The organism is Amycolatopsis sp. WAC 01416, from assembly GCF_003947485.1.
Classification (GTDB): Bacteria; Actinomycetota; Actinomycetes; order Mycobacteriales; family Pseudonocardiaceae; genus Amycolatopsis.
The window spans coordinates 1-14,111 of record NZ_QHHX01000014.1; the positions used below are offsets into that span (position 1 = coordinate 1).

The 14,111-nt window shown below is 69.2% G+C and carries 14 protein-coding genes and 1 rRNA gene; 8 read left to right on the plus strand and 7 right to left on the minus strand.

Going from position 1 to position 14,111, the window contains the following annotated elements; translation table 11 throughout:
• The first annotated feature begins 6 nt into the window (after window positions 1-6).
• A 5S ribosomal RNA gene (gene rrf / locus DL990_RS37440) occupies window positions 7-123 on the plus strand.
• Between the two features lie 512 nt (window positions 124-635).
• Here rrf and cobF read toward each other — a convergent pair.
• The gene (gene cobF / locus DL990_RS37445) at window positions 636-1,406 is read right to left on the minus strand and encodes a precorrin-6A synthase (deacetylating) (RefSeq protein ID WP_125779770.1); all 771 of its coding nucleotides are present in this window, start codon (window positions 1,404-1,406) and stop codon (window positions 636-638) included.
• A 96-nt stretch (window positions 1,407-1,502) separates the two neighbouring features.
• Between cobF and DL990_RS37450 the strand changes: the two genes are divergently transcribed.
• Genes DL990_RS37450 through DL990_RS37455 form a run of 3 tightly spaced genes read left to right on the plus strand, consistent with a single transcriptional unit; the run spans window position 1,503 to window position 4,062 of the window.
• The gene (locus DL990_RS37450) at window positions 1,503-1,709 is read left to right on the plus strand and encodes a heavy-metal-associated domain-containing protein (protein ID WP_125801516.1); all 207 of its coding nucleotides are present in this window, start codon (window positions 1,503-1,505) and stop codon (window positions 1,707-1,709) included.
• Complete coding sequence (locus DL990_RS41605; protein WP_199746767.1) at window positions 1,706-1,858, plus strand: hypothetical protein; 153 nt, start codon at window positions 1,706-1,708, stop codon at window positions 1,856-1,858. The genes DL990_RS37450 and DL990_RS41605 overlap by 4 nt, the downstream gene beginning before the upstream one ends.
• A gap of 41 nt (window positions 1,859-1,899) precedes the next feature.
• The gene (locus tag DL990_RS37455; RefSeq protein WP_199746778.1) at window positions 1,900-4,062 is read left to right on the plus strand and encodes a cation-translocating P-type ATPase; all 2,163 of its coding nucleotides are present in this window, start codon (window positions 1,900-1,902) and stop codon (window positions 4,060-4,062) included.
• On the opposite strand, the gene DL990_RS37460 is transcribed toward DL990_RS37455, so the two are convergent.
• Window positions 4,063-4,344, minus strand: coding sequence for a metal-sensitive transcriptional regulator (locus DL990_RS37460; RefSeq protein ID WP_125779764.1), 282 nt, complete (start codon window positions 4,342-4,344; stop codon window positions 4,063-4,065).
• Between the two features lie 170 nt (window positions 4,345-4,514).
• Between DL990_RS37460 and DL990_RS37465 the strand changes: the two genes are divergently transcribed.
• Window positions 4,515-4,877 carry a YciI family protein gene (locus tag DL990_RS37465; RefSeq protein WP_125801518.1) on the plus strand — a complete coding sequence of 121 codons (363 nt, stop codon included), beginning with the start codon at window positions 4,515-4,517 and terminating at the stop codon, window positions 4,875-4,877.
• Here the strand turns inward: DL990_RS37465 and DL990_RS37470 are convergent.
• Entirely contained in the window at window positions 4,874-5,542 is a 669-nt protein-coding gene (locus DL990_RS37470; protein WP_125779760.1) for a M protein, read from the minus strand. The genes DL990_RS37465 and DL990_RS37470 overlap by 4 nt on opposite strands.
• Window positions 5,543-5,857: 315 nt before the next feature.
• Between DL990_RS37470 and DL990_RS37475 the strand changes: the two genes are divergently transcribed.
• Window positions 5,858-6,466: a hypothetical protein gene (locus DL990_RS37475; protein WP_125779777.1), complete on the plus strand. Its 609-nt coding sequence runs from the start codon at window positions 5,858-5,860 to the stop codon at window positions 6,464-6,466.
• Here DL990_RS37475 and DL990_RS37480 read toward each other — a convergent pair whose 3' ends face one another.
• The 4 genes from DL990_RS37480 to DL990_RS37495 form a co-directional block, all read right to left on the minus strand.
• Window positions 6,467-7,801 carry a copper resistance protein CopC gene (locus tag DL990_RS37480; RefSeq protein ID WP_125801519.1) on the minus strand — a complete coding sequence of 445 codons (1,335 nt, stop codon included), beginning with the start codon at window positions 7,799-7,801 and terminating at the stop codon, window positions 6,467-6,469.
• On the minus strand, window positions 7,798-8,376 hold the full coding sequence (locus DL990_RS37485; protein WP_125779756.1) for a hypothetical protein: 579 nt from the start codon (window positions 8,374-8,376) through the stop codon (window positions 7,798-7,800). The genes DL990_RS37480 and DL990_RS37485 overlap by 4 nt, the downstream gene beginning before the upstream one ends.
• A 110-nt stretch (window positions 8,377-8,486) precedes the next feature.
• A complete protein-coding gene (locus DL990_RS37490) occupies window positions 8,487-9,173 on the minus strand; it encodes a winged helix-turn-helix transcriptional regulator (protein WP_125779754.1) in 687 nt (228 codons plus the stop codon).
• Between the two features lie 41 nt (window positions 9,174-9,214).
• Complete coding sequence (locus DL990_RS37495; protein ID WP_199746768.1) at window positions 9,215-10,048, minus strand: AfsR/SARP family transcriptional regulator; 834 nt, start codon at window positions 10,046-10,048, stop codon at window positions 9,215-9,217.
• 221 nt (window positions 10,049-10,269) lie between these two features.
• Between DL990_RS37495 and DL990_RS37500 the strand changes: the two genes are divergently transcribed.
• Window positions 10,270-12,543, plus strand: a complete 2,274-nt coding sequence (locus DL990_RS37500) for a TOMM precursor leader peptide-binding protein (RefSeq protein WP_125779752.1) — start codon at window positions 10,270-10,272, stop codon at window positions 12,541-12,543.
• Between the two features lie 42 nt (window positions 12,544-12,585).
• Window positions 12,586-14,031, plus strand: a complete 1,446-nt coding sequence (locus DL990_RS37505; protein ID WP_125779773.1) for a SagB family peptide dehydrogenase — start codon at window positions 12,586-12,588, stop codon at window positions 14,029-14,031.
• Window positions 14,032-14,111 lie beyond the last annotated feature (80 nt).

The following is a 14,111-nucleotide window of genomic DNA, read 5'->3' on the forward strand; positions in this document are numbered from 1 at the left end:
CAGTGTTTCGGTGGTCATAGCGTCAGGGAAACGCCCGGTCCCATTCCGAACCCGGAAGCTAAGCCTGACAGCGCCGATGGTACTGCAACCGAAGGGTTGTGGGAGAGTAGGACACCGCCGGACTAACATTGAACAAGGTCTGGGACCTGGTCGAGAACCCCGAGTTCTCCCAGGTCCCAGACCTTTTTTCATACCCGAAACCCGACGACACCCGTGACCAGACGGCCAACACCCGTGACCAGACAGACCGTGATCAGACGGACGACACGGCATGGCGGCCTCCGCGGCCTCGTGTCGTCCACCCGATCACACGTGTCGTCCCCCTGATCACACGTGCCGTCCACACAAACACGCGAACCGTCCGTCTGATCACACGAATCACGCCCCTGAACACGCGAGTTACGGCCCTGATCACGCGAGTGTCGGGTCCAGACACGCGAGTTACGGCCCTGAACACGCGAGTTACGCGACCGGACACAGGCGACCACACCGAAACACCGTGACCGGACCCGGAACTCACGTGATCAGAGACGTAACTCGCGTGAGTAGAAGCGTAACTCGCGTGATTGAAGCCGTAACTCGCGTGAATGGAGGTGTCACGGGGTTGGGCACGTGAGGGGCGGGTGGTGAGGGGGTTACGGGCGGGGTGGGACGGGGCGGCGCAGGTGGTAGATGTCCATGATCCAGCCCTTGCGTGACCGGGCCGAAGTGCGGGTGGAGCGGATTTCCGCGGCGAGGCCGGCGGACAGGGGGCCGGAGAGCAGGAGCTCGTCGGGGGTTCCGAGGTACGCGCCCCAGTAGATCTCCAGGCCGGTGTCGACGAACTGGGCGAAAGTGCACTGAGCGTCCAGCATCACGAAGACGTCGTCGACGTCCGCGGGCCAGCCTGCCTCGAGGCGACGGCCGGTGGTGACCAGTACCGGGCGGCCGATCTGGTTCATCGTGGTCCGGTGCCGAGACGTCAGCGCGGCCACGCTGCTGACGCCGGGGATGACGTCGTACTCGAACTCGACGTTCCCTCGGGCAAGTACGGCGTCCAGCAATGTCAGGGTCGAGTCGTACAGCGCCGGGTCGCCCCATACGAGGAAGGCGCCCCGCTCGTCGGGCCCGAGTGAGGCGATCATGTTCTCGTAGACGTCGGTCCGGAGCCGGTGCCAGTCGGCGACGGCCTTCCGGTAGTCGTCAGGAGTACGGTCGCGTTCGGGGTCCGGTGCGCGTACGACGCGGTAGCCGGGCCGTTCGACGAAGCGGTCGAGGATCTCCTGGCGCAGGCCCACCAGGTCCTGTTTCTCCGACCCCTTGTCGAGGACGAAGAACACATCGGTCTCGTTGAGCCGCCGGACGGCCTGGACGGTCAGGTGTTCCGGGTCGCCGGCGCCGATGCCGATGGCGGAGATCTTCCTCATTTCCGCAGTGTGCCCGCACCCTCTGTGCAAACCCCTACCCCCACGGGGTATAAAGGAAGTGATCGCTTCGCCTGTCCCGCAGAGGAGTTCGTACCGATGGCCGAAACCACCTACACCGTCAAGGGCATGTCCTGCGGACACTGCGCCTCGTCCGTCACGGAGGAGGTCAGCGGGATCGCGGGCGTCAGCGCCGTGAACGTGGACGTCGCCGGCGGCAAGGTGACCGTCACCAGCGAGTCGCCCCTCGACGTCCAGGCCGTCGACGCGGCCGTGACCGAGGCCGGTTACCAGCTCGTCTCGTGAGCACAGTCGTCAAGGTGTCGGCGTTCGCCGCGGCTCTGGTCGCGGTGTTCGCCCTCGCCTGGGCGATCGGGTCCGCGGTCGGGCCACTGGACGAAGCGCCGCCGCAGACCGGCGAGCACCACGGGCACCACCCGGGAGGTACGCCGTGAGTGTCGGGACATCCCAGCGGGTCGAACTGGCCATCGGCGGGATGACCTGCGCGTCCTGCGCCGCGCGGGTCGAACGGAAACTGAACAAGGTCGACGGCGTGTCCGCCACGGTCAATTACGCCACCGAGAAGGCGCAGGTCGACTTCCCGGCCGCGGTCTCGGTCGGCGATCTGGTGGGTGTCGTCGAGTCCGCGGGGTACACGGCCCAACCGCCCAAGCCCGACGAGGACGACGACCAGGCCGCTTCCCTGCGAACGCGGCTGCTGGTCTCCGCCGTGCTCGCCGTGCCGGTGATCGTGCCGGCGATGGTCCCGGCCTGGCAGTTCACCTACTGGCAGTGGGTCTCGCTGGCGCTGGCCGCCCCCGTCGTCACCTGGGGCGCGTGGCCGTTCCACCGCCCCGCCTGGACGAACTTCCGCCATGGCGCCGCCACCATGGACACCCTGATCTCACTCGGCGTCGCGGCCGCCACGCTCTGGTCGCTGTACGCGCTGCTGTTCGGCACGGCCGGGGTGCCCGGTATGCGGCACGGCCTCGAACTGACCATGGAACGCGGGTCCGGCGCCGGCGATCTCTACCTCGAAGTCGCCGCCGGGGTGACCACGTTCCTCCTGGCCGGTCGCTACTTCGAGGCCCGGTCCAAGCGCCGCTCCGGCGCCGCTCTGCGGGCGTTGCTCGAGCTCGGTGCGAAGGACGTCGCGGTCCTCAAGAACGGCACAGTCGGTACAGAGAGCCGTGTCCCGATCGGCGCGCTGAAGACGGGTGACGAGTTCGTCGTGCGGCCGGGGGAGAAGATCGCCACCGACGGTGTCGTGACCGAAGGTGGATCGGCCGTCGACGTGAGCATGCTGACGGGTGAAGCCGTTCCGGTCGAGGTGACCGCCGGGGACGCTGTCGTCGGCGGCACGGTCAACGCGGGCGGCAGGCTCGTCGTCCGTGCCACCCGGATCGGCGCCGACACCCGGCTCGCGCAGATGGCGCGGCTGGTCGAGGACGCGCAGAACGGCAAGGCCGGCGTCCAGCGGCTCGCCGACCGGGTGTCGGCCGTATTCGTCCCGGTGGTGATCGCGCTCGCGGTCGGCACGCTCGGCTTCTGGCTCGGCGCGGGCAGCGGGGCGGATGCCGCCTTCACCGCCGCCGTCGCGGTCCTGATCATCGCCTGCCCGTGCGCGCTCGGCCTGGCCACGCCGACGGCGTTGCTGGTCGGCACCGGCCGCGGCGCGCAGCTGGGCATCCTCATCAAGGGGCCCGAGGTGCTCGAGTCCACTCGTGCGGTCGACACCGTCGTCCTGGACAAGACCGGCACGGTGACCGCGGGGAAGATGAGGCTCACTGCTCTCCATGGTGACAACGAGGTCCTCCGGCTGGCGGCGGCGGTCGAGCACGCTTCCGAGCATCCGATCGCCCGCGTGATCGTCACGGCCGCCGAAGACCGGCTGAGGGAGCTGCCGCCGGTCAGCGGGTTCCGCAACGTCGAGGGCCTGGGCGTCTCCGGTGAGGTCGAGGGCAAGACCGTCCTGGCGGGCCGTGCCGCTCTCCTCGACCAGCACGGCATCCCCGTTGGCGCCGAGTTCGCCCAGGTCAAGACGGCCGCGGAGGACCGCGGCGCGACCGCTGTCCTCGTCGCCTGGGACGGGGAGGCCCGTGGTGTGGTCGTCGTCGCCGACACGGTCAAGCCGACGTCGGCCAAGGCTGTGGCGGAACTGAAAGCACTCGGGCTCCGGCCGGTCCTGCTGACCGGCGACAACACCGGCTCCGCGAAAGCAGTCGCCGCCGAAGTGGGGATCGACGAGGTCATCGCGGAGGTGCTGCCCACCGACAAGGTCGACGTCGTCAAGCGGTTGCAGGCGGAAGGCCGCGTGGTCGCCATGGTCGGTGACGGCGTCAACGACGCGGCCGCGCTCGCGCAGGCCGACCTCGGCCTCTCGATGGGCACCGGGACCGACGCCGCGATCGAAGCGGGCGACCTGACGCTGGTGCGCGGTGACCTGCGTGCGGCCGTGGACGCCATCCGGCTTTCGCGCCGTACGCTCGGCACGATCAAGGGCAACCTGTTCTGGGCGTTCGCCTACAACGTCGCGGCGCTGCCCTTGGCCGCGCTCGGCCTGCTCAACCCCATGATCGCCGGGGCCGCGATGGCGTTCTCCTCGGTCTTCGTCGTCACCAACAGCCTGCGGCTGCGACGGTTCGCCGGCGTGGCCTGATCAGGAACGGACCAGCCGGGCGATGGCGTCGGACGCCTCCCTGACCTTGAGGTCGGCCTCCTCACCACCCGCGGCGGCGGCGTGGACCACGCAGGTGGCGAGGTGCTCGTCCAGCAGTTCGAGGGAGAACGACTGCAGTGCCTTGGTGGCCGCGGACACCTGGGTCAGGATGTCGATGCAGTACTTGTCCTCTTCGACCATCCGCTGCAGACCGCGGATCTGCCCTTCGATCCGGCGCAGGCGCTTGAGATAGGCCTCCCGCTCGCTGCCGTAGCCCGTCATCGCACACCCGTTCTCTCGTCCTTCGCCCGTCCGGCGACCACTATACCCACCCAGCGTATGCGCCCGGGGAGCTCGAAATTCGCGGGTGCCAGGATGTCGAGGACGATCCGGCGGCTCCGACTCACCCGTGAGCGGCCGGGGAGCCGGCCGGACGACCAGGAGGAACACCGATGAAGTACATGATCATGATCACCATGAACCCCACCGCCTGGGACGCCCTTCCCGAGGAGGAGCGCAACGAGGTGGTCGCCCGCATCGACCCTTTCATGAAGGAGCTCACCGAGAGCGGCGAACTGCTCGGGACGCAGGCGCTGGGGGAGCCGAAGGAGAGCACGGTGGTCCGGGTGCGTGACGGCGTCCCGGTGGTCACCGACGGCCCGTTCGCGGAGTCGAAGGAGTACCTGGCCGGCTTTTACCTGGTCGAATGCGACAGCAAGGAGCGGGCGATCGAGATCGCGGGCCAGATCCCGGACGCGCACATCAACGCGATGGAGATCCGGCCCGTCGTGTTCTCCTCCGGCGACAACGCCTAGGTGGTGGCCGCTTCGGCGCCGGCGCGGGCTTCGGCTCTGCTCCGGCGCTGAACGGGTACTTCCGGTTTCGGTGAGTCGGGAACGGCCAGGACCGAGCCGGCCTCGGTGAGCAGTTCGCGGCAGCCGACCAGCTGTTTCAGCACGTCGTCGCGCAGGCGGAGGGCCACATCGGCCTTCTGCCGCGCTTCGGCGACCAGGCGCTCGCTCTCTTCGGCGGCGTCGTCGAGCAGTTTCCGCGCCCGCTCCTGCGCGGCTTCGTCCTGTGCGGCGAGCGCGCGCATCGCCTCCGCGCGGCGCAGCGTCATGGCGCGTTCGAAATCTTCGGTGATCCGCTTCCGTTCCGCCTCGGCCTTGGTGGCCTCTTCGGCGGCGCGGGCGGTGATGTCGTCGGCTTCCTCGCGGGTGAGTTCCAGCATCCGGCGCGATCGCTCCTGCAACGCGTCCGGCGCGATCGGCACGCGGCTGATCCGGTCGACGCTGGCCTTCAGTTCGCGGTTTTCCTCTTGGGTGGCGGTGAGCCTGGCGGCGAGAGCCTCGCCGCGGCGAATGGCTTCGTCGCGTTCGGCTTCCACTCGTCGTAGTTCGGCTTCCACCTCGCGCACGAATTCCCGGACCTGAGCGCGATTGAATCCGCGCCACGCCAGATCGAAGCCGGGCATCTCCATTGGTCACCTCCACAGTGGTCGATGTGTCGCCATTGGGCGCTTTCTCTTACAGCGCACGGGCGTTGCCACACGGGGCTTTCATCGACCAGTGTGCCTGAAGCCCCGGCGACATGCGCCACGGGTGGGTGGTCTTTGCGGTGAACGGTCCGCCGCAAGCGGGAAGAAGGGTGTTTCCGTGAACGATGGGAGAATGGACGATCATCCCTTGCCCCTACTGGAGGTGGCCGCGTGACGAGCAGCCGAATTCGGGTCCCTGGCTGGAATCCGGCGACCGCGGCCGAAGGGTATCGGCAGGTCAGGGAGAACATCGCGATCTTGCTCACCGATCACGCCGTCGCGGGCGAGCGGCCCGTCCCGGCTTGTCCACAGTGGACCGTCCGGGACCTGATCGCCCACCTGACCGAGATCTGCGATCGGGTGATCACCCGGTTCGGTGGCGAGGCGTGCCCGATTCCGGAGACGGCGTCGGTCGCCGAATTGCTGCGGCTCTGGATCGAACGCGGCCCCGAGGCCGACGCGCTCCTCGCCGCCGACGGTGACGGCAAGAGCCGCGGCGACATCATGGTGATGGACGCCTTCACCCACGAACTCGATCTCCGGTTCGCGCTGGGCGCGCCGCCGCCCGAGGCGCACGGGGCCTGGCTGCGGGGTTTCGAAGTGCTCGTCGGCGGCCTCGGCGCCTCGCTGGGCAGGCATGGGCTGCCCGGGATGCGGATCGAGACCGAGGGTGCGACGTGGATCGCCGGTACCGAACCGGTCGCCGCGGTGCTCTCTGGCAGGCCTGTCGACCTGTACCGGTCGCTCGCCGGGCGCCGCAGCCCGGTCCAGATCGCCGCCTTGGACTGGCTGGGCGACCCGGAGCCGTGGCTCCGGGCCTTCACCTGGGGGCCGTTCGCCCCGCCGGACGAGGAGATCGAGCGCTGATCAGCCGGTCGGGGACATCGAGGACAGCGCCGCGGCCAGCGCGAGGATCACGGCCACGATCAGCACCTCGACCCCGACGCTGGCTCGCAGTTTCCGCAGGTCGGCGGTCACCACGCCGGTGCCGCCGCGGCCGGAGATCCCGCGCCGGACCGCCGTGCGGCTCAGGTTCGCCACCAGCAGCAACGCGGCGAACCCGGTCAGCTTCAGCACGAACACGATGCCGTACGCCGACGTCCAGAGCGCCTCCACCGACGGGACCAGCCGGAAGCCGAGGTAGGCGCCACTGGCCACCATGACCACGATCGACCAGGTCGCGATCGGGTGGAACCGCGCCAGCGCCGGCTCGGCCTCCTCAGCCGAGTACTTGCCGCGCAGGAGCACGGCCAGCTGGATCAGTCCGCCCACCCAGACGGCCATGGCGCCGAAGTGCGCGAGGTCGGCGCTGACCGAGAGGAACATGATCTTGTCGGCCACCGCGTGCCCGGTCGCGGAGAAGCTCAGCATCACGATGAACCCGGCCGCGATGCCGAGGTTCTCGTAGCGGGAGCGCAGCCGCTGCGGCAGCTCGCCGGCCAGCAGCCGTCGCACGATCACCGCGAGCGCGACGATCGCGACCAGGCGCAGGAGCAGGAGCTTCCCGTACGCCACCCGCAGGGTCGCCTCGATCAGCGCCGGGTCGAAGACCGCGCCCACCCCGCGGCCCGCGACGTACGGGCCTTGCAGCAGGAACCCGGCCACGGCCGTGACACCCGAGAGCCACAGTCCGGTGGTGATCAGCTTCCGCGCCGCCGGATCGGTCCGGCCTCCCGGACGGCAGACCAGCAAGAACACCATTCCGCCGAGCAGCGCGACACCGCCGAAGGAACCCCAGCGGAAAGTGGTGAACAGCGCGTCGGTCACCGGATCGGTCCCGGTGGAGGCGGACACCGCACCGGCCGAGGTGATCAGGGGGCCGGTGCCGATCACGAAGGCGATCGTGCCGCGTACCGGATGCGAATCGGTCGAGACGAAGGCGTACTCGACGAGGTAACTGCCGTCAGGGAGGTCGGGCTCCAGCTTGACGGCGACCTCTTCGGCGACCTCGCCCGGCTGGAACACCGGACCGGACACCACGTCGGCGCCTTGCTGGTCGACGACCTTGATCGAGTTCGGCTGGATGCCGATGTTCTCCGACAGGGTGATCGAGACCTGCGCCGGTGCCGAGGTGAGCCGGGCGCCGTCGGCGGGATTCGAGGAGAGGAGTTCGACGTGGGCCGAAGCGGGGGCCGCGGCGAGCACCGCGACCCCGAACCACGCCGCCACGAGGGCTAGGAGCGCGAAGAGCCTCCTGGTCACGAGGCCGTCGTCGCCAGCTCACGCCGGCTTTCGGGCGAGCAAGTGCAGCCGGTGAGCTCCCGTTCGGCGGCGGAGGCCTTCCGGTGCACGAGCATCGCGATGATCATCGGGATGGTGACGATCGTGTTGTAGAACAGGTGCAGTTCCACCCGGGGGATGAACAGCTGGATGATGCTGCTCGGCGCCGTGCCACCGCCGAGGCGCCAGCCGGTCTGCGCCTGGATCAGCAGCAGCAGATGCTCGATGTGGTGCCAGAACTGCAGGCCGAGCGCGAGATTCCACCACTGCCGCGAGCGGCCGGCGAAGCCCTTGCGCAGGGCGAACAGCGCGATCAGCATGACGATGGCGTAGCCGTAGTGCAGCCATTCGGAGCTGATCAGCTTGGGGAAGGGGATGCCGAGCACGCCGCGGGCGTCCGGGGTCTTCCAGCCGAGGGCGTAGATCTGGAACGCCTGCACCAGGTGTTCCGCCCAGTGGGCCACCACGACGACCGCGAAGACGCCGAGCGCGGCACGGTGGTATTTACCGTTGAGCGACGCGATGAGACCGGGACGATCCGAATCGAGTGCGGCCATGAAGGGACTCCTTGGGCGAAAGACCGGCCGGTGACGGAAGTCGACGATAGCCCGTGAAACGGCGGCTCAATTACTCCAGATTGCTGATCTGACCTGGAGTACTAGGCCATTCAGCGCACCACGATTCCCTGCGCGGCCTTGGGCGCGGCCGGAATGTGGAACAGTTCCGTGAACAGTTCCAGGTATTCGAAGGCACCCTCGATACGGACCTTCCCGGTTCGCATCGCTTCGGCGGCGGTGAGGTCCCCGCTCAGCAGGTCCTTGATGAACGGGCCCAGCGGTTCGATGACCGCGTCGGCGCCGGGAAGCGCGCCGTCCGCGACCTTCAGCGCGCCGTCTTCGACGATCGCGTGCAGGACCATGTCGCCGGGATGGCGCACTTCGTAGGTGACCTGGACGCCCTTGGCCTTCTCGCTCTGGAAGGTCGTGTACAGCGAGAGGATCGCCGCGTCCTTGGTGAGCACGTCCTCGGGGGCCGGACGGCCGAGCGACCGCGCGCCCCACAGGCCGAGGTCCAGCACGACCTGGTCGAGTTCGCTGCCGTATTCGGTGAGTTCGTAGATCACCGCGGCGTCGAGCTGGGGGAGCACCCGCCGGCGGAGCACCCCGGACTGCTCGAGTTCGTTGAGCCGCGCCGACAGCGTGCTCGCCGAGATCTTGGGCAGACCCGCCTGCAGTTCGGTGAACCGCTTCGGGCCGAGGACGAGGTCACGGACGATCAGCAGCGACCAGCGTTCGCCGATGATCTCCAGCGCGCGGGCGAGGCCGCAGAACTGTCCATAGGTACGACTGCTCATCCGTCGATCCTCACTTTCGTTTCCGTGGTGGGAGCGGGGGTTCACGCGGGTTCACCCTCGGAAAGCAGGCCGTGGTGCAGTACCTGCAATTCGTCGCAGGGCTCGACGCCGAGTTCGTTGTTGAGCCTCGCGCGCACCTGACGGTACGTGGCGAGCGCGTCGGAGCGCCGCCCGCTGCGGCCGAGTACGCGGATCAGCTGCCCGTGCAGGGCCTCGTCCAGCGGGTTCGCGGTGACCAGGGAGCGCAGTTCGCCGATCAGCTCGTGCCGCATCCCGGCCGCGATGTCCGCCTCGATCCGCAGGTGCAGGGTGCTGCGCCGCTGTTCGACGAGGTCGACCGCGTAGGCCGACAGCACCGGTCCACAGTGGACGTTCGAGAGCGGGGGTCCCGACCACAGGTCGAGCGCGGACCGGAAGGCCTTCGCCGCTTCGAGGTGCTCGCCCCGCAGTTGCAGCTCCCGGCCCTTCTGCTGCAGCTCCTGGAACTGGAAGACGTCCACCTGCTGCGGGGCGATCCGGAACACGTACCCCGGCGGCTTCGTGGCCAGCATGGTCTCGCCGTACGGGGCGAGGTCGTTCTCGTCGATGCATTTGCGCAGCTGGTAGACGTAGGTGTGCATCGTGGTGCGGACGCTGCGCGGCGGGTCGTTCGCCCACAGTTCCTGCACGATCGTGTCGATGTGCACGATCTTCCCCGGGCTCATCACCAGCATGGCGAGCACCTGCAGCAGCTTGGGCGTCGTCGGCGCGTAGTCGATCGCGTCCCGCACGAGTTCCAGCGGGCCGAGGAGCGTGAAACGGACAGGGCTCGCGGGCGAGGCCGGGGTCGGTGCCGAGCCGTGGTGCGTGTCCGCTACTCGTGATCCGGTGTACATCGCAAGCGCCCTCCAGCTCGATACGCGTCGTGGGCTGTTTCCCAGTACGTCGACAGTGACAGAGCGGCGGGTCGCCGGGCCAGTGAGCCGTCCACCAGGTCCCGCGTGCGTGCGTCCCGGGAAGACGTGGGTTTTTCATATCGGACGCGTGAAACGGACACTGGCCGGTACAAGGCTCCGCGCAGCAGGATTCGAGGACCAATCGACCTTTGGGGGTCTTCATGCGCGAGGCATCGTCCACGCCCGGCTCGGTCAGCGGCGGTCTGGGATTCAAACGGCATCTGCGTGCGGAGATCAGCGAGGGCAACGGTGCCTACCTGTTCTCGGAACAGGGGGTCATCGCGATCCGCGGCGCGCAGGTCGCGTCGGTGGCGGCCCTGCTCGACGGCACCCGTGACCTCGACGGTCTCCTGTCCGCCTGCCCGGACGGGATGAACGCCGAGCAGGTCACCGGGGTGCTGGCCCGGCTGGTCGAGGCCGGTCTGGTCACCGTCCACGTGCCGGAAGAGGCCAGCGGGGACGAACGCGCGCTCGCGTACTGGGACGCGTGCGGTCTCGACGCGTCCGCGGTGGCGGGCCGCCAGAAGCCGGCGACAGCGAGCCTGACCGCGATCGGCCGCGGCGTCGACACCTCGCAGGTCGCGAGCGCGCTGGCCGCGAGCGGCATCGAGGTGGTCGGGACGGCGTCCGAGCTGGCGATCGTGCTGTGCGACGACTACCTCGACCCGAGGCTGGCCGAGATCGACGCGGAGCACCGGCGCACCGGGCGGCCGTGGCTGCTGGCGCGGCCGTCGGGTTCGCAGGTGTGGATCGGGCCGATCATGCAGCCCGGCCGGTCCGGCTGCTGGCACTGCCTGACGAACCGGTTGTGGGGGCACCGGCACGCGGAGGCCTGTGTGCAGGAGGTCCTCGGGCACGACGGTCCTGCCTCGTTCCCGATGCCCGCCGTGCCGCCGCTGACCGCGGCCGCGTCGCAGCTGATCTCCCTCGAAGCGTCCAAATGGCTGGCCGGACACCGCTATCCGGGGCAGCAGGCGGTGTGGATCCTGGACACTCTCGACCTGCAGGGCAGGCTGCACGAACTGCGCCGACGCCCGCAGTGCCCCGAATGCGGGGACGAAGGGATCGTCGCCGCGCGGACCGCCGAGCCGATCGTGCTGCGGGAGGCCAAGAAGGCGACGTCGGGCGGCGGCGGGCACCGCACGCTCACCCCGGTCGAGGTGCTCGACCGCTTCGGCCACCTGGTCAGCCCGGTCACCGGCATCGTCAAGGAGATCGCCCGCGACCCGAGGGCGCCGGCGTTCGTGAACGCGTACCGCTCCGGGCTGAACGTCGCGCGCCGCGTGCGCGGTGAGGCGGGGTTGCAGGCCGGGCTGCGCGGCGACAACGGTGGCAAGGGCGCGAGCCCGATCGACGCCGAGGTCGGCGCGCTGTGCGAGGCGATCGAACGGTTCTCGGCGAACTATCAGGGCGACGAACTGCGGATCCGCGACACCTTCCGCGCGCTCGGCGGCGACGCCGTCCACCCGAACTCGTGCATGCTCTTCGACGAGCGTCAGTACGACGGCCGCGTCGAGTGGAACGCCGAACACGCGAACTTCCAGCACGTCCCCGGCCGGTTCGACACCGAGGCCGCCGTCGACTGGACGCCGCTGTGGTCGCTTTCGCAGCAGCGCCGGAAACTGATGCCGACCGCGTACCTCTACTACGGGGTGCCGCCCGAGTGCGGGATCACCGGGATGCGCGCGGACTCCAACGGCTGCGCGGCCGGAAGCAGCATCGAGGACGCGATCCTGCAAGGGCTGCTCGAACTCGTCGAACGCGACGCCGTCGCGATGTGGTGGTACAACCGGCTTCCCGTGCCCGGCGTCGACATCGCGTCGTTCGACGACCCGTGGGCCGAGGAGATGGTCGGCCAGTACGCGCGGGCCGGCCGGGAACTGTGGGTCCTCGACCTGACCGCGGACCTCGGCGTGCCGGTGATGGTCGCGCTGTCCAGAAGTATCGCCGGGCCGCGCGAGAACGTCATGATGGGCTTCGGTGCCCATCTGGACCCCAGGACGGCGCTGAGGAGGGCGGTCAGCGAGCTCAACCAGATGATCCCGGCGGTGCTCCCGAACGACGTCGAACTCGACGACCCCGACGCGTCGAAATGGCTTCGGTACGCCACGGTCGCGAACCAGCCGTACCTCCTTCCGGCACCGGGGCGGTCGGCGAAACGCGCCGCGGACTTCAAGTTCGTCCGGCGGCCCGATGTGCGGGACGACGTGGAGAGCTTGGTACGCAAGCTTTCCGCATTGGGAATGGAGACGCTCGTGTTGGATCAGACCAGGCCCGACATCGACCTCCCGGTGGTCCGGGTGGTCGTTCCTGGGCTGCGTCCGTTCTGGAGCCGCTTCGCCCCCGGACGGCTGTTCGACGTGCCGGTGCGGATGGGCAGGCTCGCCGAACCGACCCCGTACGAACGGCTCAATCCCTTCCCCATGTTCTTGTAGATCCGGCTGGAGCAGCAGTTGACGACAGATTCCCCCGGCGGTGTGGCCGAAACGATCCCCTTGTGGTCGCTCACCGACGACAGCCTTGTCGAGATCGGTGAGGACGGCTCGCTGGTGGTCGTCACCCGCTGGGGCGAGTACGAGTTCGGCCACGCGGAACCGCTGGTGCGGGAATCGTTGCGGCGGATGGCCTTGGGGCCGGTCTCGCTCGCGAACGTGACCTCGTCCTGGGAGCCGGTCGAGCGGGAGCCCGATCTCGAAGGCGAGCTCAGCTGGACGGCCGAGGGAGCCGACGCGCTGCGGCAGGCGCTCAAGGAACTCGGCGGTTCCGTGGTGCGCTCGCTCGGCCTCGCCGACGGCCGCGGGCCGCTGCTGTCGGTGGTCCCGGTGGTGCTCGCGCCGGTGTTCACGACGGCGGAGATCCCGCCGACGCGCCCAATTCGGTTGTCCCGCTTCAGTTCCCTGCGCTCCGACGCCGACGGGATGGGGCTGGAGTCGCCGTCCGCGCGGTATCGCGTCGTGCTGTCCCAGCCGTGGGCGGTACACGTCGCGGCGACCCTGGCTGTCGCGAAATCGGTCGGGGAGATCGCGTCCACGACGGGTATCGACGCCGGGGTGGTCGGCGCGATCGTGTCGTATCTGGTCGCCGCGGGTGTCGTCCAGGTCGCCGGGGAAAACGGCCGGTTCGCCGAGGACGAGGATCCCGAACTGGGCCTGTGGTCCCCGGACGAACTGTCGTTCCACACCACCAGCCGGACCTGGCGGCCCGGTGGCCCGGCCGATCTGCCAGGGCTCGGGAAACCGCCGGTGGTCAAGGCCGCCACCGGCGACGGCCCGGCACACGCCCTGTACCGGCCGGACCTGGACGACCGCGCGCGGACCGATCCGACGCTGACGGCGTTGCTGGAGCACGACCACACCTGCCCCGAATTCACCGAGGGCGCGCTGTCCGCCGAACAGATCGGCGAGTTCCTGTTCCGCGGTGCGCGGATCCGGTCGATCGGGCCCGCGCATCTCCCGAACGGGCCCGCGCACAGTGCCTCGCAGCGGCCGTACTTCAGCGTCGCCTGCCTGTACGAGCTGGAGTTGTACGTCTCGGTCAACCGGTGCTCGGGGCTGGATCGCGGGATCTACCACTACGACCCGCTGGAGCATCGGCTCGTCCTTGTCAACGACGACGAGGCCGATCTGGACGCGATGCTCGACATGGCGATGATCGGCGGCGGCAACCATCAGCGGCCTTCGGCGCTGATCACCGTGACCGCGCGGATGCCGCGGATGGCGTCCGTGCTCGGCGGAGGCGCGTACGCCACGACGCTGGCGCATGTCGGTGCCCTGCAACAGACGCTGTACCTCGTCGCCCGCGCCATGGGGCTGGCCGCGCACGCCGTCCCGGTGGACGCCGGCGACCGCGTCGACCGCGCCCTCAAACTCGACTGGCCCGCCGAGGTGAGTGTCGGCGAGTGCGTGCTCGACCTCCCGGTCTGAGCTTTCTGAGCGGTAAGGCACGGTGCTCCCAATGTGGCATTGGGGACGCTGAGCGTCTCCGATGTGGCATTGGGGGCATG

Coding starts and splice junctions, on each gene's coding strand:
- DL990_RS37470 (WP_125779760.1), bottom strand. CDS start 5,542: ATGGAGATGCCCGGCTTCGATCTGGCGTGGCGCGGATTCAATCGCGCT.
- DL990_RS37485 (WP_125779756.1), bottom strand. CDS start 8,376: ATGGCCGCACTCGATTCGGATCGTCCCGGTCTCATCGCGTCGCTCAAC.
- cobF (WP_125779770.1), bottom strand. CDS start 1,406: ATGAGGAAGATCTCCGCCATCGGCATCGGCGCCGGCGACCCGGAACAC.
- DL990_RS37495 (WP_199746768.1), bottom strand. CDS start 10,048: ATGTACACCGGATCACGAGTAGCGGACACGCACCACGGCTCGGCACCG.
- DL990_RS37450 (WP_125801516.1), top strand. CDS start 1,503: ATGGCCGAAACCACCTACACCGTCAAGGGCATGTCCTGCGGACACTGC.
- DL990_RS37455 (WP_199746778.1), top strand. CDS start 1,900: ATGACCTGCGCGTCCTGCGCCGCGCGGGTCGAACGGAAACTGAACAAG.
- DL990_RS37490 (WP_125779754.1), bottom strand. CDS start 9,173: ATGAGCAGTCGTACCTATGGACAGTTCTGCGGCCTCGCCCGCGCGCTG.
- DL990_RS37465 (WP_125801518.1), top strand. CDS start 4,515: ATGAAGTACATGATCATGATCACCATGAACCCCACCGCCTGGGACGCC.
- DL990_RS37460 (WP_125779764.1), bottom strand. CDS start 4,344: ATGACGGGCTACGGCAGCGAGCGGGAGGCCTATCTCAAGCGCCTGCGC.
- DL990_RS37500 (WP_125779752.1), top strand. CDS start 10,270: ATGCGCGAGGCATCGTCCACGCCCGGCTCGGTCAGCGGCGGTCTGGGA.